The organism is Kocuria sp. KD4, assembly GCF_011769905.1.
GTDB lineage: Bacteria > Actinomycetota > Actinomycetes > Actinomycetales > Micrococcaceae > Kocuria > Kocuria marina.
In genome coordinates this window covers 704170-724981 of sequence record NZ_CP050449.1, presented here as the reverse complement: position 1 = coordinate 724981, position 20812 = coordinate 704170, and the positions used below count along the sequence as shown (strand labels likewise).

Here is a 20812-nt window from a genome sequence, read left to right as displayed (position 1 = left end):
CCTTGGGTGAGTGGATCGGAGTCTGGGTCCGGTGTGCTCAGGTGCGGTCCTGCCAGCCGGTGTATGACTCGGCGAAGTAGCCCGAGCCGTACGTGGAGTTCGTGACGGTCTCGAACTCGCCCCGGCGGCGCTTCATGTTGAAGGGGTTCTCCCCCGGCTGGACGTGCATCAGGTTGGTGACCCAGTACGAGAAGTTCTGGGCCTTCCAGATCCGGTCCAGGGCCTTGGCGGAGTACCCGGCCAACCCGCGCTCGTCACCGGAACCGAAGAACTCAATGATCGCCGGCGCGAGCACCCGCACGTCGCAGAACGCGAGGTTCAGACCCTTGGCGCCCGTGGGCGGCACGGTGTGCCCGGCGTCCCCCACCAGGAACATGTTCCCGTAGCGCAGGGGCTCGCACACGTACGAGCGGAACGGCAGCACGGTTTTGTCGAAGATGGGCCCGCGCTGCAGCTGCAACCCGTCCGGGCCGTCGATGCGCCGCTGCAACTCGGTCCAGATCCGCTCGTCGTCCCAGTCGTCCACGTTCTCGTTGGGGTCGCACTGGAAGTACATGCGCTGCACGGTGCCGCTGCGCTGCGAGATCAACGCGAAACCGTACTGCGAGTTCGCGTAGATCAGCTCGGGTGCCGACGGCGGCGCTTCGCACAGGATCCCGAACCACGCGAACGGGTACTCGATGAAATTGTCCGTGCGCACGTCCTGCGGGATCTGACGCTTGCAGATGCCCTTGGAACCGTCCGCGCCCACGAGCAGGCGGCTACGGATCTCGAGCTTCTCGCCCTCCTTGGTGGTGCACAGCACCGTGGGCTGCTCCGTGGTCAGGTCCCGGACCTCGGTGTCCGTGACTTCCCAGCGCACGTCACCGCCGTCGCGCTCGCGCGCCGCCGCAAGATCCGCGAATACCTCGTTCTGGGGGTACAGCCACACGGACTGACCCACGAGCTTTTGGGAGTCGATGCGACGGCTCTCGCCCTCGAAGCGCAGCACGGTGCCCTCGTGCTCGTGGCCGTGCGACAGCACGCGCCCGTCCACGCCGGTCTCGGCGAGCATCTGCACGGTCCCCGCCTCGAGGATGCCCGCACGGTGGGTATTGGCGATCTCGTCGTGGCTGCGTTTCTCCACGACCACGTTGTCGATCCCGGCCCGGTACAACAGGTGGGAGAGCATCAGTCCGGCGGGCCCCGCCCCCACGATGGCCACCTGGGTGTCGATGATCGTTCGCTCCTCGAGCATGTGTCCTCCTTGCGCACGTCGTGGGTCACATTATGTTGGAGCCATATGGCGCGTATCTCATTGATTCCGTTCAATGGGACGGGGGCCGCGTCTGTGACGCGGGGTACGACATCGCTGCGGCCGGTACGCGGCTCCCCGTTGCGCCTTGGGCGGAGGTGTTTCCCGCGAAGATCACCCACACGGGGTTGTCAGAATGCCCCCAGGGCGCGGGAGATCCCGTGGCCAGCAACCCGTAACGTTTGCACGATGGCCGAGACATCCGGATCCCGCATGTCGCTCAGGGGCAGCACCGCTCCGAGGGCCGCTGCGCGGTGCCCCGGGGGGACCTTGAGCGGGACCGCCACTCCCCCACTGCCCTCGTCGATGCGTTCGCGCTGGATCGCATAACCGCGCTGCGCGAAGACCCGCAGGTCCTCCGCGAAGCGTTCCCTGCCCACGAGGGTACCGCCCGGTTCGTCCGCGACCGCCCGCGCCGCGGCGACGTCATGGTACTGCGCGATGAACTCGTCCGAACAGTGGCACAACAGGGCGAGACCCGTGGCCGAGCGGTGCAGTGGAAGGCGTCCGGCGACGATCGAGCGCAGTGGGACCGCCGAGTCACTCGCGGCGATCCGCTCGGCGAACAGGACGTCGTGGCCCTCGATCACCCCCACGTGCACGTGTTGGCGCAACACCGCGTGCACGTCCGACATGAACGGGATCGCGACCGCCGCGAGGTTCTCGGCGGATGCCGCGCGGGACGCGAGCTCCCACAACCGGGTCCCCACCCGGTAGGTCTGCGCGGAACCGGACTCGAGCCATCCCGCGCGCTTCATGTCCCCCAGGATCCGGTGCACCGTGGAGGATGGCAACCCGGTGGCCGCGCAGATCTCGCGGAAGGTCAGCTCGGGACGCGCGGGGCCGAACGCGTCCAGGACGCGATCGAACCGGGTGATCAGTGATTCACCGGACGCCGAGTTGGCCATGCTTCGCCTCCGCTCATGGCTCCCGCGAAAGCCGAACCGCGGGATCCTTGCCCGCTCCAGCCTACGACCCCGCGGCCGTGCCTCTCCCGGCACGAGGCCGCGGCGAGGGTGGCCGCGACCGGGACGAACGCGTTCGGGTCGGTCGCAACCGGGGCGCGGTGGCCGGGTACCGCGCCGTCGTCCGGAACGGGTCCGGGTACGCGAGAGCCCGGGTGGCCCTCCCCGAAGGGAAGCCCACCCGGGCTCTCAGATCACACGCCTACTCGGCTCAGTGACCGCCGAAATCGTAGTCGTCCAGGGGGATCGCATGGAACTCGGAACCGAGCCCCCCGGCGTTCTCCTCGGCGTAGCTGAAATCGGTGAACGCGGAGGGATCCGTGAACATGGAGGCCTTGGCCTCCTCGGTGGGCTCCACGTCCACGCTGTTGTACCGCTCCAGACCGGTACCGGCGGGGATGAGCTTACCGATGATCACGTTCTCCTTCAGACCCAGAAGCGGATCCGACTTGCCCTCCATGGCGGCCTGCGTGAGCACACGGGTGGTCTCCTGGAAGGACGCGGCGGACAGCCACGAGTCCGTGGCCAGGGAGGCCTTGGTGATGCCCATGAGCTCCGGACGCCCGGCCGCGGGACGCTTGCCCTCCGCCACCGCAGCGCGGTTGGCCTCGAGGAAGCGCACGTTGTCCACCAGCTCACCCGGCAGCAACGAGGTGTCGCCGGACTCGATGATGGTCACGCGCCGCAGCATCTGGCGCACGATGACCTCCACGTGCTTGTCGTGGATACCCACGCCCTGGGAGCGGTACACGCCCTGGACCTCATCCACGAGGTGCTTCTGCGCCTCACGAGGACCGCGGATACGCAGTACCTCCTTGGGGTCCACGGCACCGGTCACGAGCTGCTGACCGACCTCCACGTGATCGCCGTCCGCGACGAGCAGCTTGGCGCGGCGCAGCACCGGGTAGGCGAACTCCTCGTCACCGTTGTCCGGGACCACTACGATCTTCAGCGACTTGTCCGTGTCCTCGATGCGGATCCGGCCGGCCACCTCGGAGATGGGGGCCACGCCCTTGGGCGTGCGGGCCTCGAACAGCTCCTGGATACGGGGCAGACCCTGCGTGATGTCACCGTCCGAGGACGCCACACCACCGGTGTGGAACGTACGCATGGTCAGCTGGGTACCGGGCTCACCAATGGACTGGGCGGCCACGATGCCCACGGCCTCGCCGATGTCCACCAACTGGTTGGTGGCCAGCGAACGGCCGTAGCACGCGGCGCACACGCCCACGGCGGACTCGCACGTGAGGACCGAGCGCACGCGCACCTGGTCCACACCGGCGTTGTAGAGCTTGTTGATTATGGCATCGGACATGTCCGCGCCCGCCTCGGCAAGCACTTCGCCGTTCTCGTCCGCCACGGCGCTGGCCAGCACGCGGCCGTGCACCGTGTTCTCGATGTCCTCGTGCAGCGTGCGCACACCGGTGTCGGTGATGTCCGCGAGCGGCAGGGTCAACCCGCGCACCGTCTGGCAATCGGACTCTCGCACGATCACGTCCTGCGAGACGTCCACCAGACGACGGGTCAGGTAACCCGAGTTGGCGGTACGCAGAGCGGTGTCCGCGAGGCCCTTACGCGCACCGTGGGTCGCGATGAAGTACTCCAACACGGACAAGCCCTCACGGTAGGAGGACTTGATCGGTCGGGGCATGATCTCGCCCTTGGGGTTCGCCACCAGACCACGGATACCCGCGATCTGACGCACCTGCATCCAGTTACCACGTGCACCGGAGGAGACCATCCGGTTGATCGTGTTCCCGGCGGTCAGGTTGTTGCGCATGGCCTCGGCGACCTCGTCGGTGGCCTTGGACCAGATGTCGATGAGCTCGGAGCGGCGCTCGTCGTCGTCGATCAGACCCTTGTCGTACTGGCCCTGGATCCGCGCGGCCTGCGCCTCGTAGCCCTCCATGATGGCGGGCTTCTCCGGCGGGGTGGCGATGTCCGAGATGGCCACGGTGACACCCGATCGGGAGGCCCAGTGGAAGCCGGCGTCCTTGAGGTTGTCCAAGGTCTTGGCCACCTGGGTCATGGGGTAACGCTCTGCGAGGTCGTTCACGAGCGCGGACAGGTGCTTCTTGTCCGCGACGTTCTCGTCCCACGGGTAGTCGGCAGGCAGCGTCTCGTTGAACAGCACGCGACCAAGCGTGGTCTCCACGACGGCGGGCTGACCTTGTTCCCAGCCCTCGGGCGCTTCCCACCCGGCGTACGGCACGAAGTCCTCGAGCTCGATCTTGCAGCGCGAGTTCAGGTGCAGCTCACCGGAGTCCGCGGCCATGATGGCCTCGGCCACGGAGGAGTAGCTGTTGCCCTCCCCGGCCCAACCCTCACGCACGGTGGTGAGGTGGTACAGGCCGATGATCATGTCCTGCGAGGGCAGGGCGATCGGCTTGCCGTCCGAGGGCTTGAGGATGTTGTTCGAGGACAGCATCAGCACACGCGCCTCGGCCTGCGCCTCCGGAGACAGCGGCAGGTGCACGGCCATCTGGTCACCGTCGAAGTCGGCGTTGAACGCGCCGCACACGAGCGGGTGCAGCTGGATGGCCTTGCCCTCCACGAGCTGCGGCTCGAACGCCTGGATGCCCAGACGGTGCAGGGTCGGTGCGCGGTTGAGCAGCACGGGGTGCTCCGTGATGACCTCTTCCAGCACGTCCCACACCTGCGGGCGGTAGCGCTCCACCATCCGCTTGGCGGACTTGATGTTCTGCGCGTGGTTGAGGTCCACGAGGCGCTTCATCACGAAGGGCTTGAACAGCTCCAACGCCATCTGCTTGGGCAGCCCGCACTGGTGCAGCTTGAGCTGCGGGCCCACCACGATCACGGAACGACCGGAGTAGTCCACGCGTTTGCCCAGCAGGTTCTGACGGAAGCGGCCCTGCTTGCCCTTGAGCATGTCGGACAGCGACTTCAACGCACGGTTGCCGGGGCCCGTGACCGGGCGACCGCGGCGGCCGTTGTCGAACAGCGAGTCCACGGCCTCCTGGAGCATGCGCTTCTCGTTGTTCACGATGATCTCGGGCGCACCGAGGTCCAGCAGCCGCTTGAGGCGGTTGTTGCGGTTGATCACACGACGGTAGAGGTCGTTGAGATCGGACGTCGCGAAGCGGCCGCCGTCCAGCTGGACCATGGGGCGCAGTTCCGGCGGGATGACCGGGACGGCGTCCAGGACCATGCCGAGCGGCGAGTTGTCCGTGGTCAGGAACGCGTTGACCACCTTGAGGCGCTTGAGCGCACGGGTCTTGCGCTGGCCCTTGCCAGTGGCGATGGTCTCGCGCAGGGCCTCGGCCTCGGCGGCGAGGTCGAAGGTCTCGAGGCGCTTCTTGATGGACTCGGCGCCCATGGAGCCCTCGAAGTACATGCCGTAGCGGTCCACCATCTGGCGGTACAGGGCCTCGTCGCCCTCGAGGTCGTTGACCTTGAGGTTCTTGAAGCGGTCCCAGACCTTCTCGAGGTAGTCGATCTCGCGATCGGCGCGCTTGCGCACGTTCGCCATCTGGCGGTCCGCGGAGTCGCGCAGCTTGCGCTTCTCGGCGGCCTTGCCACCCTCTTCCTCGACGCGCGCGAGATCGTTCTCGAGGTCACGGGCGATCGCGTTGATGTCCGCGTCGCGGGTGTCCTCGAGCTGCTTCTTCTCACGGTCGATCGCGGCCTGCAGGTTGGGCAGGTCGTCGTGACGGGCCTGCTCGTCCACGGACGTGATCATGTACGCCGCGAAGTAGATGACCTTCTCGAGGTCCTTCGGGGCGAGGTCCAGCAGGTATCCCAAGCGCGAGGGCACGCCCTTGAAGTACCAGATGTGGGTCACGGGAGCGGCGAGCTCGATGTGACCCATCCGCTCACGACGCACCTTGGCGCGCGTGACCTCCACGCCGCAGCGCTCGCAGATGATGCCCTTGTAGCGCACACGCTTGTACTTACCGCAGTAGCACTCCCAGTCCCGGGTGGGGCCGAAGATCTTCTCGCAGAACAAGCCGTCCTTCTCAGGCTTGAGCGTGCGGTAGTTGATGGTCTCGGGCTTCTTGACCTCGCCGTAGGACCAGCCGCGGATCTGATCCGCGGTCGCGAGGCCGATACGCATGAGGCCCAGTGAAGAATCGTTGGACATAAGGTCCTGTCCCTCTTTCTAAAATCCTGAAGTGTGTTCGGGCTGATCGATGAACGAAAGGGGTCTCAGACCTCTTCGACCGAGCTGGGCTCGGAGTGGGAGAGGTCGATACCGAGTTCGTCCGCAGCCCGGAAGCTGTCGTCCTCGGAATCACGCATTTCCACCGCGTTACCGTCCGCGGAGAGGACCTCCACGTTCAGGCACAGGGACTGCATTTCCTTGATGAGCACCTTGAAGGATTCGGGCACACCCGGTTCAGGGATGTTCTCGCCCTTGACGATCGCCTCGTACACCTTGACGCGGCCGTGGACGTCGTCCGACTTGACGGTGAGCAGTTCCTGCAGGGTGTAGGCCGCGCCGTACGCCTCGAGCGCCCACACCTCCATCTCACCGAAACGCTGACCGCCGAACTGCGCCTTACCGCCCAGCGGCTGCTGGGTGATCATGGAGTACGGGCCGGTGGAGCGCGCGTGGATCTTGTCGTCCACCAGGTGGTGGAGCTTCAAGATGTACTGGTAGCCCACGGACACGGGGTCCGGGAACGGCTGACCGGAACGGCCGTCGTAGAGCTTGGCCTTGCCGGAACGCCCGATCAAGCGGTCACCGTCCCGCGTGGGGTTGGTGTGGTCCAGCAGGTCGAAGATCTCGTCCTCGCGCGCGCCGTCGAACACCGGGGTGGCCACGTTAGTGGGACCGGTGGACTTCGGGAAGTTGCTCAGACCGTGCAGCCACTCGGGGTCGCCCTCGATGTTCCAGCCCTGCTTGGCGAGCCAGCCGGTGTGGACCTCGAGCACCTGGCCCAGGTTCATACGACCGGGCACGCCCAGCGGGTTCAGGATCACGTCCACGGGGGTGCCGTCCTCCATGAACGGCATGTCCTCGATGGGCAGGATCTTGGAGATGACGCCCTTGTTGCCGTGACGACCGGCGAGCTTGTCGCCGTCCGTGATCTTGCGCTTCTGCGCCACGTACACGCGCACGACCTGGTTGACGCCGGCCGGGAGGTCGTCGTCCTCGTCGTCGCGGTCGAACACGCGCACACCGATCACGGTGCCGGACTCGCCGTGGGGAACCTTGAGGGAGGTGTCACGGACCTCGCGGGACTTCTCACCGAAGATCGCGCGCAGCAGCCGCTCCTCCGGGGTCAGTTCGGTCTCGCCCTTGGGCGTGACCTTACCCACGAGGATGTCACCGGCCTGGACCTCGGCACCGATGTGGATGATGCCGCGCTCGTCCAGGGCGGAGAGCACCTCTTCCGACACGTTGGGGATGTCACGGGTGATCTCCTCGGCACCGAGCTTGGTGTCGCGGGCGTCGATCTCGTGCTCCTCGATGTGGATGGACGTCAGGACGTCCTCGGAGACCATGCGCTGGGACAGGATGATGGCGTCCTCGTAGTTGAGGCCTTCCCAGGACATGTACGCGATCAGCAGGTTCTTGCCCAGTGCGAGTTCACCGTGGTCGGTGGAGGGTCCGTCCGCGATCACGGTGCGGGGCTCCACGCGGTCGCCCTCGGAGACGATCACGCGCTGGTTGTACGTGTTGCCCGGGTTCGAGCGCACGAACTTGTTGATCGGGTAGAGCTTGGTGGTGCCGTCGTCGTTCAGGACGGTCACGAGGTCCGCGGAGACTTCCTCGACCACGCCGGACTTGGTGGCCAGCACCGAGTCGCCGGCGTCCAGGGCCGCGTAGCGCTCCATACCTGTGCCCACGAGCGGCGCCTCGGACGTGAGCAGCGGCACGGCCTGACGCTGCATGTTGGCGCCCATGAGCGCGCGGTTGGCGTCGTCGTGCTCGAGGTACGGGATCAGGGCGGTGGCCACCGACACCATCTGGCGCGGGGACACGTCCATGAACTCGATGTCCGTGGGGGCCACGAGCACCGCTTCACCCGAGCCGTCGGAGGCACGCGCGAGGACGGCATCCTCGGCGAAGCGACCGTCGTCGGTCAACGGGGCGTTGGCCTGCGCAATGGTGAGCCCGCGCTCGTCGTCCGCGGTGAGGTAGACGACGTCGTTGGTTACGGTGCCGTCCACGACGCGGCGGTAGGGCGTCTCGATGAAACCGAACGGGTTGATCCGCGCGTAGGTCGCGAGCGAACCGATCAGACCGATGTTCGAGCCTTCCGGCGTCTCGATCGGGCACATGCGGCCGTAGTGCGAGGGGTGCACGTCACGGACCTCCATGCCCGCGCGATCGCGGGAGAGGCCACCGGGACCCAGCGCGGATAGACGACGCTTGTGCGTGAGGCCCGCGAGCGGGTTGTTCTGGTCCATGAACTGCGACAGCTGGGAGGTTCCGAAGAACTCCTTGATCGCGGCCACGACCGGGCGGATGTTGATCAGGGTCTGCGGCGTGATCGCCTCGACGTCCTGGGTGGTCATCCGCTCGCGCACCACGCGCTCCATGCGGGACAGACCCGTGCGGATCTGGTTCTCGATCAGCTCGCCCACCGCGCGGATGCGACGGTTGCCGAAGTGGTCGATGTCGTCCACGTCCACGTGGATCTCACGGGCCTCGCCGTCACGCGTACCGGGCATGGTGGAGCCGCCGTCGTGCAGGGTCACGAGGTAGCGGATCATGGCGACGATGTCGTCGAGGGACAGCACCGAGGCGTCCGAGTCCGTGAACGGCTTGTCCAGACCGAGCTTGCGGTTGAGCTTGTAGCGGCCCACCTTGGCGAGGTCGTAGCGCTTGGGGTTGAAGTACATGTTGTCCAGCAGGGACTGGGCGGCGTCCACCGTGGGCGGCTCCCCCGGGCGCAACTTGCGGTAGATGTCCAGCAGCGCCTCCTCGCGGGTCTCCGTGGTGTCCTTCTCCAGCGTCGCGCGGATGGAGTCGAACTCGCCGAACTCCTCGAGGATCTTGGACTCGGTCCAGCCCAGCGCCTTGAGCAGCACGGTCACGGACTGCTTGCGCTTGCGGTCCAGGCGCACACCCACCTGATCGCGCTTGTCGATCTCGAGCTCGAACCATGCACCGCGGGACGGGATGATCTTGGCGGAGTAGATGTCCTTGTCGGACGTGCGGTCCTGGCCCTTCTCGAAGTAGGCACCCGGGGAACGCACGAGCTGGGAGACGACGACGCGCTCGGAGCCGTTGATCACGAACGTGCCCTTGTCGGTCATCAGGGGGAAGTCGCCCATGAACACGGTCTGCTGCTTGATCTCGCCCGTGTTGTTGTTCATGAACTCGGCCTTGACGTACAGCGGGGCCGAGAAGGTCGCGTCGCGGTCCTTGCACTCGACCATTGTGTACTTGGGGTCGTAGAACTCCGGCTCGGAGAAGGACAGGGACATGGTGCCCTGGAAGTCCTCGATCGGGGAGATCTCCTCGAAGATGTCAGACAGACCGGAGGTCGTAGGAACGCTGGTGTCACCCGTCTCCTGGGCTTCGACCACGCGTGCCTGCCAGCGCTCGTTGCCGACCAGCCGATCGAAGCTGTCGGTCTGCAGAGCAAGCAGGTTGGGGACGTCCAGCGGTTCGTGGATCTTCGCGAAAGAAACGCGGCGAGGAGTGTTATCACTCGTGGGGTGGTTGGCGGAGACGTTCGTATCGGTGCTCGAGGCGACCAAGATGTGATCCTTCCACAGACATGCAGTGAATACGCGAGGTTCCCGGGGAGAGAAAAAGGGGCCGGTTTTCGATGCTCGTCGACAACCGCCCCTGTGGCGCCCACCGCTATATGAAGGCACGCATGCATAAGGGACAACGCAAAGTACTAGCTTAGGCGAACTGCGCCCGTTTGTCCACACCGGTGCTGGACGAAATCCCGTCCGGGCCGTAAGATGCCCGCCCCTCGGGCGGCGCCCCCTCAGGCGACCCCGTTCTCCCGGGCCAGTTCGACGGCGCGTCCCACGCCTTCACGCCACGGGTCGCCGTGTCCGGGCAGCACCAGGGTGGCTCCCGTGACCTCGAGTGCGGCGAGGGATTCCACGGCCATCGCGCTGTCCGCGGTGGCGGCGCGGGCCACGATGCGGGGGCCCGTGAGACCCGAGTAGGGGTCCAGGGTCACGAGCGCGTCCCCCGATATCACGGCGTCCGCTGTAGGGACGTACAGCGCGCAGTGCCCGTACGTGTGGCCCGCGGTGAACACGACCCGCGGGCGGCCCGGGACGGGGACGGTCTCCCCCGCGGTCAGCTCGCGGGTCACGGTCACGCCCCGCACCATCGCGGCGCCACCGGCGATCATGGACGCGAGGATCGGCACGGCGCGCGGGTGACGCAGCGGGTAGACGGCCGTGGGGTTCTCGTGCGCGTAGCTGTAAGGGTGTGCCGCGAGGTGCTTGTCCCGCTGGTGGGCGTAAACGGGAATCCCGAGCCGGTCCACGAGTTTCGCGGCGACCCCCACGTGGTCGAAGTGCGCATGGGTCAACACGAGCGCTTTGATGTCCTCGGGGGCGTGGCCGAGTTCGCGCACGGCCCACCCGAGTTCGTTCCACACCCTGGGCAGACCGGCGTCCACGACCGTGAGGCCGTCCGAGTCCTCCAGGACATAGCAGTTCACGTTGTGGTTCTGGATCATATGGATCCCGGGGGCGACGTCGCGCAGGAACACGGCGTTCTCCTTGTCCGTCCCGCCCCGATCACACGGGGCGGGACCCTCACCGGCCCGCGCGGTCCTCGGAACGTGCACGGCGGAGCGGGCCTGCCTAGAGACTACTCCGGGCGGCTCGCTCCCCACACCACCCTTCAGGACCGCTTGTAGAAGGGCAGCGCGGTGCGCGTGACCTCCACGGCGCGCCCGCGTGCGTCCTGGACGCTCACCTCACCGGCGTCGATCTCGTCGACGGCGTCCGTGGCCACGAGCGCCATGGCCACCGGCTTGCCCAGCGTGGGCGAGGGCAGCCCGCTCGTCACCTCACCCACGGTGCGCTCCCCCACATGCACGGTGTAGCCCGCGCGCACGGGTTTGCGACCCAGGCCCTCCAGACCGATGAGGGTGCGTTCGGGCGTGCCTTCCAGCATCGCCGCGAGCACGTCCCCGCCGACCGTGGTGGTGCCGGCCTCCGCCTTCTTGCGCAGGGCGATCTCCACGAGCTTGCCGAGTCCCGCTTCGACCGGGGTGATCTCCGTGGACAGTTCGTGACCGTACAGCGGCATCCCGGCCTCGAGCCGCAGGGAGTCGCGCGCCGCGAGACCCGCCGCTCCCACGGGAGCCTCCTCCGTGCCGAGCTCGGCCGCGGTCGCCAGGAGCGCGTCCCACAGCACGGGGGCGTCCTGGTTGGCGCAGTACAGTTCGAAACCGTCCTCGCCCGTGTACCCGGTGCGGGCCACGAGCACGGCCACGTCCGCGCAGCGTGCGCGCACGCACGCGTAGTACTTCAGCGCGGCGACGTCCTCGGCCGGTTCCAAACGCGTGGCCTCGAGCACCTCGAGGGCGCGCGGACCCTGGACGGCGATCAGCGACGTCGCCGGACCGTTGTCCGTGACGCGCACGTCGAAGCCCTGGGCGCGCTCCTGGAGCGCACGCACGACCGTCTCCTGGTTGCCCGCGTTCGGCACCACGAGGTACTCGTCCTCGTCCGTACGGTAGGTAATGAGGTCGTCCAGGATCCTGCCCTGTTCGTCCACGATGATCGAGTACTTGGCGCGGCCCACCGTGACCCCGGAGAGTACACCCACGAGGGCGTAGTCCAGGAACGCGCCGGCCTGCGGACCCGAGACCGAGACCTCCCCCATGTGGGACAGGTCGAAGATCCCGGCGCCGCGGCGCACCGCGTGGTGCTCGGCGGTGTCGCTCGCGTAGCGCACGGGCATGGTCCAGCCACCGAAGTCGGTGAACCGCGCCCCCAACCGCTCGTGGGCCTCGTACAGTGCGGTGCGCTGCTCGCTCATCGAGTCTCCTCCTGTGCTACTGCTGCGGTGTTGTACGCGGCGTCGAACGCCTCGATGGGCGGGCACTCGCACACGAGGTTGCGGTCCCCCGCGGCGTTGTCGATCCGGCCCACGGGGGGCCAGTACTTGACCCGGCGCAGGGACGCGACCGGGTAGGCGGCCTGCGAGCGCGGGTAGGCGCGCTGCCACTCGTCCGCGGTGAGCACCTGGGCGGTGTGCGGGGCGTTGCGGATCACGGAGTCCTCGAGGGACACGGTGCCGTCCGCGATCTCCCGCATCTCCGCGTGGATCGTGCGCATCGCGGCGATGAACCGGTCCTGCTCCTCGAGGCCCTCGGACTCGGTGGGCTCGACCATCAGGGTCCCGGCGACCGGGAACGCGAGCGTGGGCGCGTGGAACCCGAAGTCCACGAGGCGCTTGCACACGTCCTCGGCCGTGACGCCGGAGGCCTTGGTCATGGGCCGCAGGTCCAGGATGCACTCGTGGGCCACAAGCCCGCCGTCCCCGGTGTACAGCGTGGGGAACACGTCCGCGAGCGCGCGGGAGATGTAGTTGGCCCCGAGCACCGCGGTGCGCGTGGATTCGGTCAGCCCCTGCGCGCCCGTCATGGCGATGTACATCCACGTGATGGGCAGAACCCCCGCGGAACCGTAGGGAGCCTGCGCCACGGGGAAGCCCGCGCCGTGCTCGTCCAGGTCCGCGTCCGCCGGGTTGCCCGGCAGGTACGGCACGAGGTGTTCGGCCACGGCCACGGGACCCACACCGGGCCCGCCGCCGCCGTGCGGGATGCAGAAGGTCTTGTGCAGGTTCAGGTGGGAGACGTCCCCGCCGAAGCGGCCGGGCCGTGCCAGCCCCATGAGCGCGTTGAGGTTCGCGCCGTCCACGTAGACCTGACCACCGGCGTCGTGTACGGCGGCGCACACCTCGGTGATGTCCGTGTCGTAGACGCCGTGGGTCGAGGGGTAGGTGACCATGATGCCCGCGAGCTCGTCCCCCACCGCCTCGATCTTGGCCGCGAGGTCCGCCTGATCGATCGTGCCGTCCGCGGCGGTCGCCACGACCACGACCTTGAGGTCCGCGAGCACGGCCGACGCCGCGTTGGTCCCGTGCGCGGAGGACGGGATGAGGATCGTCTTGCGCTGACCCTCGCCGCGGGCCAGCTGGTACCGCCGGATGGCCAGCAGACCCGCGAGTTCACCCTGCGAACCGGCGTTGGGCTGCACGGACACCGCCGCGTAGCCGGTGATCTCCGCGAGCCATGTCTGCAACTGCTCGATCAGTTCGGTCCAGCCCCGGGTCTGATCCGCAGGGGCCAACGGGTGGATACTCGCGAACTCGGGCCACGAGATGGGTTCCATCTCCGCCGCCGCGTTGAGCTTCATGGTGCACGAGCCCAGCGGGATCATGGTGCGGTCCAGCGCCAGGTCCTTGTCGGAGAGTTCGCGCAGCCACCGCATGAGCGAGGTCTCGGAGCGGTGCGTGTGGAAGACCGGGTGGGACATGTACTCGTCCGTGCGCAGCCACTCGTCCGGCAGTGCGTCCGCGCTCGCGGCTTCCCCGGAGTCCGAGATGCGCGCGCCGCACGCCTCGGACACCGCGGTGAGCACGTCCTGGACGTCCCGCTGCGTATGGGGTTCACCGAAGCTCACGCCCACCGTGTCCTGGTCGATGCGGCGGAGGTTGATCCCGCGGTCCGCGGCCGCGGCCACGATGCCGTCCGCCCGGCCCGGCGCGGAGAAGGTCACGGTGTCGAAGAACCGCTCGTGGGCGACGTCGATCCCGCGCTCCCGCAGCCCGGCGGCGAGCTCCGTGGCGAGACCGTGCAGCCGCTCGGCGAGGGCACGCAGTGCGACGGGACCGTGGTGCACCGCGTAGGCCGCGGCCACGATCGCGAGCAGGGCCTGCGCCGTGCAGATGTTGGAGGTCGCCTTCTCGCGGCGGATGTGCTGCTCACGTGTCTGCAGCGCGAGCCGGTACGCGGGTGCGCCCGAGGAATCGGTGGACACCCCCACGATGCGCCCCGGCAGGGAGCGTTCGGTACCCTTGCGGGTCGCCATGAACGCGGCGTGCGGGCCCCCGAAGAACAGGGGCACCCCGAAGCGCTGGGCCGAACCGACCGCGATGTCCGCGCCCAGCTCACCCGGGCTGCGCAGCATGGTCAAGGCGAGCAGGTCGGTGCTCACGGTCACGAGCGCGCCCGCCTCGTGCGCGGCGTCGATCACCGCGGTGGGATCCGTGACGTCCCCGTCCGCACCGATCTGCGCGACGACGACGCCGAAGACGTCACCCTCCGAGACCGCCCGCGCGGCGGCGTCGGGATCACCGAGGTCCGCCATGAGAAGCTCGATACCCGCGGCACGGGTGCGGCCCGCGAGCACGGCGAGGGTCTGGGGCAGGCTGCGGCTGTCCACGAGCACGCGCAGGCTCTTGGATCGGCGGTTGGCGCGGCGCATCATGAGCACGGCCTCGGCCACGGCGGAGGACTCGTCCAGCAGGGACGCGTTGGCCACCTCGAGGCCGGTGAGGTCGATCACCGCGTTCTGGAACGTGAGCAGCAGCTCGAGCCGGCCCTGGGAGATCTCGGGCTGGTACGGCGTGTAGGACGTGTAGAACCCGGGGTTCTCCAGGATGTTGCGACGGACCGCCGCGGGCGTCACGGTGTCGTGGTAGCCCTGCCCGATCATCTGGCGCATCACGGTGTTGCGCGCAGCGATCGAGCGCAGGGCTGCGAGGGCCTCGGGCTCGTCGAGGGGTTCCGGCAGGTCCAGGGCGTCCCGGACACGGATGCTCTCGGGGACGGCGCGGTCGATCAGTTCGTCGAGGCTGGCTACCCCCACGGTGCGGAGCATGACGGCCATGTCATCGGCGTCGGGGCCGATGTGGCGTGACAGGAAGGACATACGAGGGTCTCCTGGGCTGCTTGTGGGCGCGCGAGGGCCCGGTGAGTCCTCCCCGCTCTGTATCGCAACCTGAGAGATTTCGCCGGCGGGCGCAGCAGCTCGCGCCCGTCGACCTGCCCCGTCGGTGCTCTCCCCGTGACAGGGGTGAGCTCTTCAGAGTGGCCCGGTGCGGCGGTACGGGTGCCTGAGAGATTCCCGGGGAGGGTTTGCTCCTTCGGCGATGGCGCGATGCCCGCGGTACCGGTTCACGTGGTTCCGGCTCACGAGGATCCGCCATGCTCTCCCGCCGTACGGTGACGGCCAGATGGTCACACACAGTTTCGCACATCACACCGCTGCGGGGAATGCGCGAAACCCCGCACCGATGATCGGTGCGGGGTTTCGCGGGGATGTCGTGCCGGACGGACCCGGGGGTCACGTCACGGGACACGGCGGGCGCACGAGGCGCCGTGGATCACTTGACAGTGACGGAGGCGCCGGCGCCCTCGAGGGCTTCCTTCGCCTTGTCAGCGGCTTCCTTGGTGGCGCCTTCGAGGACGGCCTTGGGAGCGCTGTCCACGAGGTCCTTGGCTTCCTTCAGGCCCAGGGAGGTCAGGCCGCGAACTTCCTTGATGACCTGGATCTTCTTGTCACCGGCGGATTCGAGGATGACGTCGAACTCGGTCTTCTCCTCCTCGGCCCCACCGGCGTCGCCGCCGGCGGGAGCGGCACCGGCCACGGCCACGGGGGCGGCAGCGGTGACGTCGAAGGTCTCCTCGAACGCCTTCACGAACTCGGACAGCTCGATGAGGGACAGTTCCTTGAAGGCCTCGATGAGTTCTTCGGTGGTCAGCTTAGCCATGGTATTGGCTCCTTACTTGTACGTGGTGCCGGTGCTGGTGGCACCGGCGAGGTGTGCGTGGGAAGAACACGGGTGTTTCCCGGGCGCTCGCCCGGGACCCCGCAACCGGGTCCCCGAAGGGATCAGGCGGCGTTCTCGCCCTGTTCGTCCAGCTTGGCGCGCAGGGCCTCGGCGGTGCGCACGGTCTTGGACAGCGGGGCCTGGAACAGCGCAGCAGCCTTGGACATCGACGCCTTGGCGGCGCCGGCGACCTTGGCCAGCAGAACCTCGCGGGACTCGAGGTCCGCGAGCTTCTTGATCTCGGACTCGTCCATCGCGACGCCATCCAGGTAACCGCCCTTGACGACCAACTGGGGGTTGTCCTTGGCGAAGTCACGCAGACTCTTGGCGGCCTCGACGGCGTCACCGGAGACGAACGCGATGGCCGAGGGGCCCGTGAGCTTGCCCTCGAACGCGTCGATACCGGACTCGCGAGCCGCGATGGCGGTGAGCGTGTTCTTCACCACGGCGTATTCGGCGTTCTCACCGAGGGAACGGCGCAGCGTCTTCAGCTGAGCCACGGTGAGACCGCGGTACTCCGTCAGGACGGCAGCGTGCGAGTTGGAGAAGAATTCCTTCAACTCCGCAACCGCGGCAGCCTTTTCAGGATTCGCCATGGTGCTCCTTCCTTACATGTGGGTGCCGGCCCGCGTCCCGTACGAGGACACGAAAAAAGCCCCGCGCAGATGCCCGGGGCTCGAGACCACGCCCTGATCACACGCATGAAGCTGCGGTGTTGAGGAGCGAAATTCGTGCTGGTTCACCTGCGCTGGACGGTTCACGTTTCCGAGAACCTCTTAGATCGCGCGTACCGGGGCACGCGTGATGACCGGCGGTCTTTGGTGCCTCCATCGTACCCCAGGGCGCGGGTGCCCACCAAATCAGCGGGGCGCGGGTGCCCATCAAATCGTCAGGGCCCGGTTCACTCCCCCGTGATGCGCTCCGGGTGGGTGTAGACGTTGCACCGACCCTTGCGGTTGAACCCCACGACCGTGACCCCGTGCTCCCGCCCGTGGGTCACGGCGAGCGCGGAGGGTGCGCTGACCGCGGAGAGCACGGGGATCCCGGCCATGGCGGCCTTGCTCACAAGCTCGAACGACGCCCGAGCGGAGACCTGCAGGACCGCTTCGTGCAGCGGCAGCAGTCCTCGCTGCACCGCCCACCCGATGACCTTGTCCACGGCGTTGTGCCGGCCCACGTCCTCCCGGACCACGAGGGGTTCGTCCCGGCCCACGGGGAACAGCGCCGCCGCGTGCACCCCGCCCGTGGCGGAGAAGACCCGCTGGTGCTCCCGCAACTCATCCGGCAGGGACACGAGCCGCGCCGCGGTGACGAGTGGACGCGGGTGCGCCACGGGGTACGCGGAGGACTTGACCACCCCGTCCAACGACGGCGTGCCGCACACCCCGCACGACGAGGATGTGAACACCTGGCGCTGGGCGTCCGCGCGCGGCCCCGGGGCCGCCGGTGCGAGCCGGACGTCCACCACGTTGTACGTGCGGTGCCCGTCCTGGTCCACGCCCGAGCGGTAGTCCATCTTCACGATGTGCGAGACCTCCGTGATCACGGCCTCGCTCAGCAGCAGCCCCGTCACGAGTTCGAAGTCGTCCCCGGGCGTGCGCATGGTCACGGTGAACTGTTGCCCGTTCAGCCGGATCTCCAGGGGTTCCTCCCCCGCGAGCCGGTCCGGACCCGCGCGCACTTCCCCGTGGGCGTCGAACGTGCGCACGCGGGCGGGGACGATGATCCGAGCGGCCATCTCAGGCGTCCAGCCCCACCCAGTTGTGCTGCCCGTCCTCGAAGCTCTGCCGCTTCCAGATGGGCACGCGTTCCTTGATGAGGTCCACGAGCTGCGCGCACGCCTCGAACGCCTCGCGACGGTGTCCCGCGGCCACGGCCACCTCGAGCGCGCTGTCCCCCACGGCGAGCGCGCCGATCCGGTGCGCGGCCCACAAGCGCACGTCCGGGTGGGCGCTCGCGATCTCACCGACCACGTCCCGCATGACCTCGCCCGCGCTGGGGTGGGCGCTGTACTCAAGCGCCGTGACACCGTCCTTGCCGCCGTCGTGGTCGCGGATCACGCCGCTGAACCCGACGACCGCCCCGCACCGCGGATGCTGGACCGCACGCTGCGCCTCGGCCGCATCCAGGGGGTCGGTCGTGACGAGCGCCAGCAGCACCTCGCCCGTCGAGGGCTCGGCGCCCGGCGCGGCGTCGTCGTCGGACGACGACGACGCTGCGGGCACCCGCGCGCCGACCGTGCCCGCGGCGGGGGCGGCGTCATGGCCGGGCACGTCCGTGCGCTCGGCGTGGCCCGGGGAGTCCGGGACCGCCGCGGGGACGACCTCCCCCTGCGCGGAGCGCGTCACGGAGCGGTCCTCCCCGTGACCGTGCACGTCCTCGAGCTGTGCGCTGATGTGGTCCAGCAGGGGGTCCAGCACGGTCATCCCGTCCTTGATGCCCCCGCGCGAGCCCGGGAGGTTCACCATGAAGGTCTGGCCGGTGTGCCCCGCGACCCCGCGGCTCATCACGGCCGTGGGGGTCTTCTGCAGCCCCGCGCTCCACAGCGCGTGCATGATCCCCGGCGACTCGCGCTCCAGCACCCGGGCCGTGGACTCGGGCGTGACGTCGTCCGAGTTCAGTCCGGTGCCCCCGGTCGTGATCACGAACCGCGGGGCGGCAGGCCCGGACGCCGATGTGAGGTCGCGCAGCAGCTCGAGGACCTCGGGCCCGTCCGGGATCACGCGCAGCGTCACGTCCAGGCCGCGGCCCCGCAACCAGTCCCGCAGTAGCGGCCCGCAGCGGTCCTCCGCCGTGCCCGACGCCGCCGAGCTGGACACCACGACCACCACGGCGCTGCGCCCCTCCAGGTGGGTGTCGCCCACCTCGTGTCGACGGAAGGGACGGCCGTGGGCCGGTTCCGCGTGCTCACTCATCGGGCGCTCCAATCGCCGCTCTTGCCGCCGGACTTGGCGAGCACGCGGGTGTCGGTGATCGTGGCGGCCTTGTCCACGGCCTTGATCATGTCGTACAGGGTCAGCGCGGCCACGCTCGCCGCCGTGAGGGCCTCCATCTCCACGCCGGTCACACCGCGGGTGCGCACGGTCGTCTCGATCACCACACGGTCCTCGCGCGGGGTGAGGTCCACGGTCACCTTGCTCAGGGGTAGCGGGTGGCACAGGGGCACGAGGTCCGGGGTGCGCTTGGCGGCCATGATCCCGGCCACGCGCGCCACGGCGAGCGCGTCCCCCTTGGGCAGCCCCCCCGAGGCCAGCAGGTCGATCACATCCGGGCGGGTCATGACCACGGCCTGGGCGGTGGCCTCGCGCGAGGTCACCGCCTTCTCGCTCACGTCCACCATGTGCGCCGTGCCGTCCTCCCGCACGTGTGTCAGGTGCTGTTGTCCGGGCTCCGGCTCTCGTTCGCTCACGCTGGCTCTCCTGTTCGTTCCGTTCCGTCTGCTGCGCCCGCGGGCACCGGGTCGTCGTCCGCGGGCAGCACGCCGCCGTCCACCGGCAGTACCGCCACGGTCGTCCCGGCGGCGAGTTCGTGCTCCCCGGGCGGGATGCGCACCAGGACGTCCGCATGGGCGGCGGCGCTCAGCAGGTGCGACGACGCTCCCCCCACGAGACGCACGCGCGGGACCGTTCCGTCCCCCGGGTGTTCCATACTCCCGCGGCGCAGCTGGGTCCTGGTGTCCAGCGGTCGAACCGCCTCGCCCAATTCGGCCGTGAACCACCGCGGCGACGGGCAACACCCCCACGCGGCCGCGAGCGCGGGACGAACGAAGACCTCGCACGAGACCCACGTGCTCACGGGATTACCGGGCAGGCAGATCACGGGCACGCCACGGAACGTGCCGTGTCCCTGGGGGCCTCCCGGTTGCATGGCCACGTGGTCGAACCACGTGTCCCGGCCCTCCCGCTCGAGGCCCTGGCGCACGACCTCGAACGCACCCGCGCTGATCCCGCCGCTCGTGATCACGAGGTGGGGTCGTGCCTCGGTGACAACGTGATCCAGGGCTCGCACGAAGGCGTCCGGGTCGTCGTCCACACGGACCCGGGTCACCGATTCGGCGCCCGCCTCGGACAACCATGCGGCCAGCAAGGGGCCGTTGGCGTCGTGGTACATCCCGGGGCGCGGCGCGTGCCCGTCGGGCGCGATCTCGTCCCCTCCGCTCACCACGACCACACGCGGTCCGGTGCGCACGGACATCTCGGTTCCCGGGCCCAGTCCGAGCGCGGCGCACGCACCGAGCGCCGCAGCCCCCAGCCGCGTTCCGGCGGGCAGCGCCACGGCGCCGCGGGCGACGTCGCTCCCGGCCGCTCGCACGAAGGTGCCCTCGGTGACGGACCGGGCGACGTCGGGGCTGATCGTCACGGCCGGGACGTCGAAGCGCGGGGGACGCACCCGTTCCACGGGGATCACCGCGTCCGCGCCCTCGGGGAGCACGGCCCCGGTCATCACGGCGGTCACAGTACCGGGTGTGTGCCGCGCCGGTTCGGCACCCGCGGGCCGCACGTCCGCGACGGGCAGTTCGATCCCTTCAGCATCCCCTGGCTGGGGCGGGACGGAGGGGGTCAGATCGGCCACGCGCACCGCGAACCCGTCCATCTGCGAGTTCGCCAACGGTGGCAGGTCCGCCTTCGCCACGAGGTCCCGAGCGAGCACGCGTCCCGCGGCGCGCGCGAGGGGCAGGAGTGCGGCGTCGTCGTGGGACGCCGAGTTGAGCAACTCGACCAGCGTGCGCTGGTGCGTTTCGATACAGCGGGACATGGCTCCAGGGTAGCCACCCCGACGGGGGTTCCGCCCGTGCTGGGGGCAGCACCTACA

Annotated in this window: 13 protein-coding genes and 1 riboswitch; all 13 genes read right to left on the bottom strand. The window is 68.8% G+C overall.

The genetic code is table 11. The annotated features are described in order from the left end of the window. Nucleotides 1–37 precede the first annotated feature (37 nt). Nucleotides 38–1237, bottom strand: coding sequence for a 4-hydroxybenzoate 3-monooxygenase (locus tag HBK84_RS03290; protein ID WP_167318185.1), 1200 nt, complete (start codon nt 1235–1237; stop codon nt 38–40). 188 nt (nt 1238–1425) lie between these two features. Further along, nucleotides 1426–2202 (bottom strand): IclR family transcriptional regulator, encoded by a 777-nt coding sequence (locus tag HBK84_RS03285; RefSeq protein ID WP_167318184.1) that lies wholly within the window; start codon nt 2200–2202, stop codon nt 1426–1428. Between the two features lie 268 nt (nt 2203–2470). Beyond that, on the bottom strand, nt 2471–6361 hold the full coding sequence (locus HBK84_RS03280) for a DNA-directed RNA polymerase subunit beta' (protein WP_167318183.1): 3891 nt from the start codon (nt 6359–6361) through the stop codon (nt 2471–2473). A gap of 65 nt (nt 6362–6426) precedes the next feature. After that, nucleotides 6427–9936: a DNA-directed RNA polymerase subunit beta gene (gene rpoB, locus HBK84_RS03275; RefSeq protein WP_131332461.1), complete on the bottom strand. Its 3510-nt coding sequence runs from the start codon at nt 9934–9936 to the stop codon at nt 6427–6429. A gap of 239 nt (nt 9937–10175) precedes the next feature. Beyond that, nucleotides 10176–10919 (bottom strand): MBL fold metallo-hydrolase, encoded by a 744-nt coding sequence (locus tag HBK84_RS03270; RefSeq protein WP_035959847.1) that lies wholly within the window; start codon nt 10917–10919, stop codon nt 10176–10178. A gap of 134 nt (nt 10920–11053) precedes the next feature. Beyond that, complete coding sequence (gene gcvT, locus HBK84_RS03265) at nt 11054–12199, bottom strand: glycine cleavage system aminomethyltransferase GcvT (protein WP_167318182.1); 1146 nt, start codon at nt 12197–12199, stop codon at nt 11054–11056. Further along, entirely contained in the window at nt 12196–15099 is a 2904-nt protein-coding gene (gene gcvP / locus HBK84_RS03260; protein WP_167318181.1) for an aminomethyl-transferring glycine dehydrogenase, read from the bottom strand. Before gcvP ends, gcvT begins: the two co-directional genes overlap by 4 nt. A 162-nt stretch (nt 15100–15261) precedes the next feature. Next, nucleotides 15262–15395, bottom strand: a riboswitch (glycine riboswitch). A 158-nt stretch (nt 15396–15553) separates the two neighbouring features. Further along, entirely contained in the window at nt 15554–15940 is a 387-nt protein-coding gene (gene rplL, locus HBK84_RS03255) for a 50S ribosomal protein L7/L12 (RefSeq protein WP_035959869.1), read from the bottom strand. Between the two features lie 122 nt (nt 15941–16062). Continuing rightward, nucleotides 16063–16596, bottom strand: a complete 534-nt coding sequence (rplJ, locus tag HBK84_RS03250) for a 50S ribosomal protein L10 (protein ID WP_035959878.1) — start codon at nt 16594–16596, stop codon at nt 16063–16065. 305 nt (nt 16597–16901) lie between these two features. Beyond that, on the bottom strand, nt 16902–17738 hold the full coding sequence (fdhD, locus tag HBK84_RS03245) for a formate dehydrogenase accessory sulfurtransferase FdhD (protein ID WP_085106395.1): 837 nt from the start codon (nt 17736–17738) through the stop codon (nt 16902–16904). Between the two features lies 1 nt (nt 17739). Continuing rightward, nucleotides 17740–18915, bottom strand: coding sequence for a molybdenum cofactor biosynthesis protein MoaE (locus HBK84_RS03240; protein WP_167318180.1), 1176 nt, complete (start codon nt 18913–18915; stop codon nt 17740–17742). Continuing rightward, nucleotides 18912–19409, bottom strand: coding sequence for a cyclic pyranopterin monophosphate synthase MoaC (gene moaC, locus HBK84_RS03235; RefSeq protein ID WP_167318179.1), 498 nt, complete (start codon nt 19407–19409; stop codon nt 18912–18914). The genes HBK84_RS03240 and moaC overlap by 4 nt, the downstream gene beginning before the upstream one ends. Then, on the bottom strand, nt 19406–20755 hold the full coding sequence (gene glp, locus HBK84_RS03230) for a gephyrin-like molybdotransferase Glp (protein WP_167318178.1): 1350 nt from the start codon (nt 20753–20755) through the stop codon (nt 19406–19408). The genes moaC and glp overlap by 4 nt, the downstream gene beginning before the upstream one ends. Nucleotides 20756–20812: the final 57 nt, after the last annotated feature.

Coding starts and splice junctions, on each gene's coding strand:
- HBK84_RS03290 (WP_167318185.1), bottom strand. CDS start 1,237: ATGCTCGAGGAGCGAACGATCATCGACACCCAGGTGGCCATCGTGGGG.
- HBK84_RS03285 (WP_167318184.1), bottom strand. CDS start 2,202: ATGGCCAACTCGGCGTCCGGTGAATCACTGATCACCCGGTTCGATCGC.
- HBK84_RS03280 (WP_167318183.1), bottom strand. CDS start 6,361: ATGTCCAACGATTCTTCACTGGGCCTCATGCGTATCGGCCTCGCGACC.
- gcvT (WP_167318182.1), bottom strand. CDS start 12,199: ATGAGCGAGCAGCGCACCGCACTGTACGAGGCCCACGAGCGGTTGGGG.
- gcvP (WP_167318181.1), bottom strand. CDS start 15,099: ATGTCCTTCCTGTCACGCCACATCGGCCCCGACGCCGATGACATGGCC.
- rplL (WP_035959869.1), bottom strand. CDS start 15,940: ATGGCTAAGCTGACCACCGAAGAACTCATCGAGGCCTTCAAGGAACTG.
- rplJ (WP_035959878.1), bottom strand. CDS start 16,596: ATGGCGAATCCTGAAAAGGCTGCCGCGGTTGCGGAGTTGAAGGAATTC.
- fdhD (WP_085106395.1), bottom strand. CDS start 17,738: ATGGCCGCTCGGATCATCGTCCCCGCCCGCGTGCGCACGTTCGACGCC.
- HBK84_RS03240 (WP_167318180.1), bottom strand. CDS start 18,915: ATGAGTGAGCACGCGGAACCGGCCCACGGCCGTCCCTTCCGTCGACAC.
- glp (WP_167318178.1), bottom strand. CDS start 20,755: ATGTCCCGCTGTATCGAAACGCACCAGCGCACGCTGGTCGAGTTGCTC.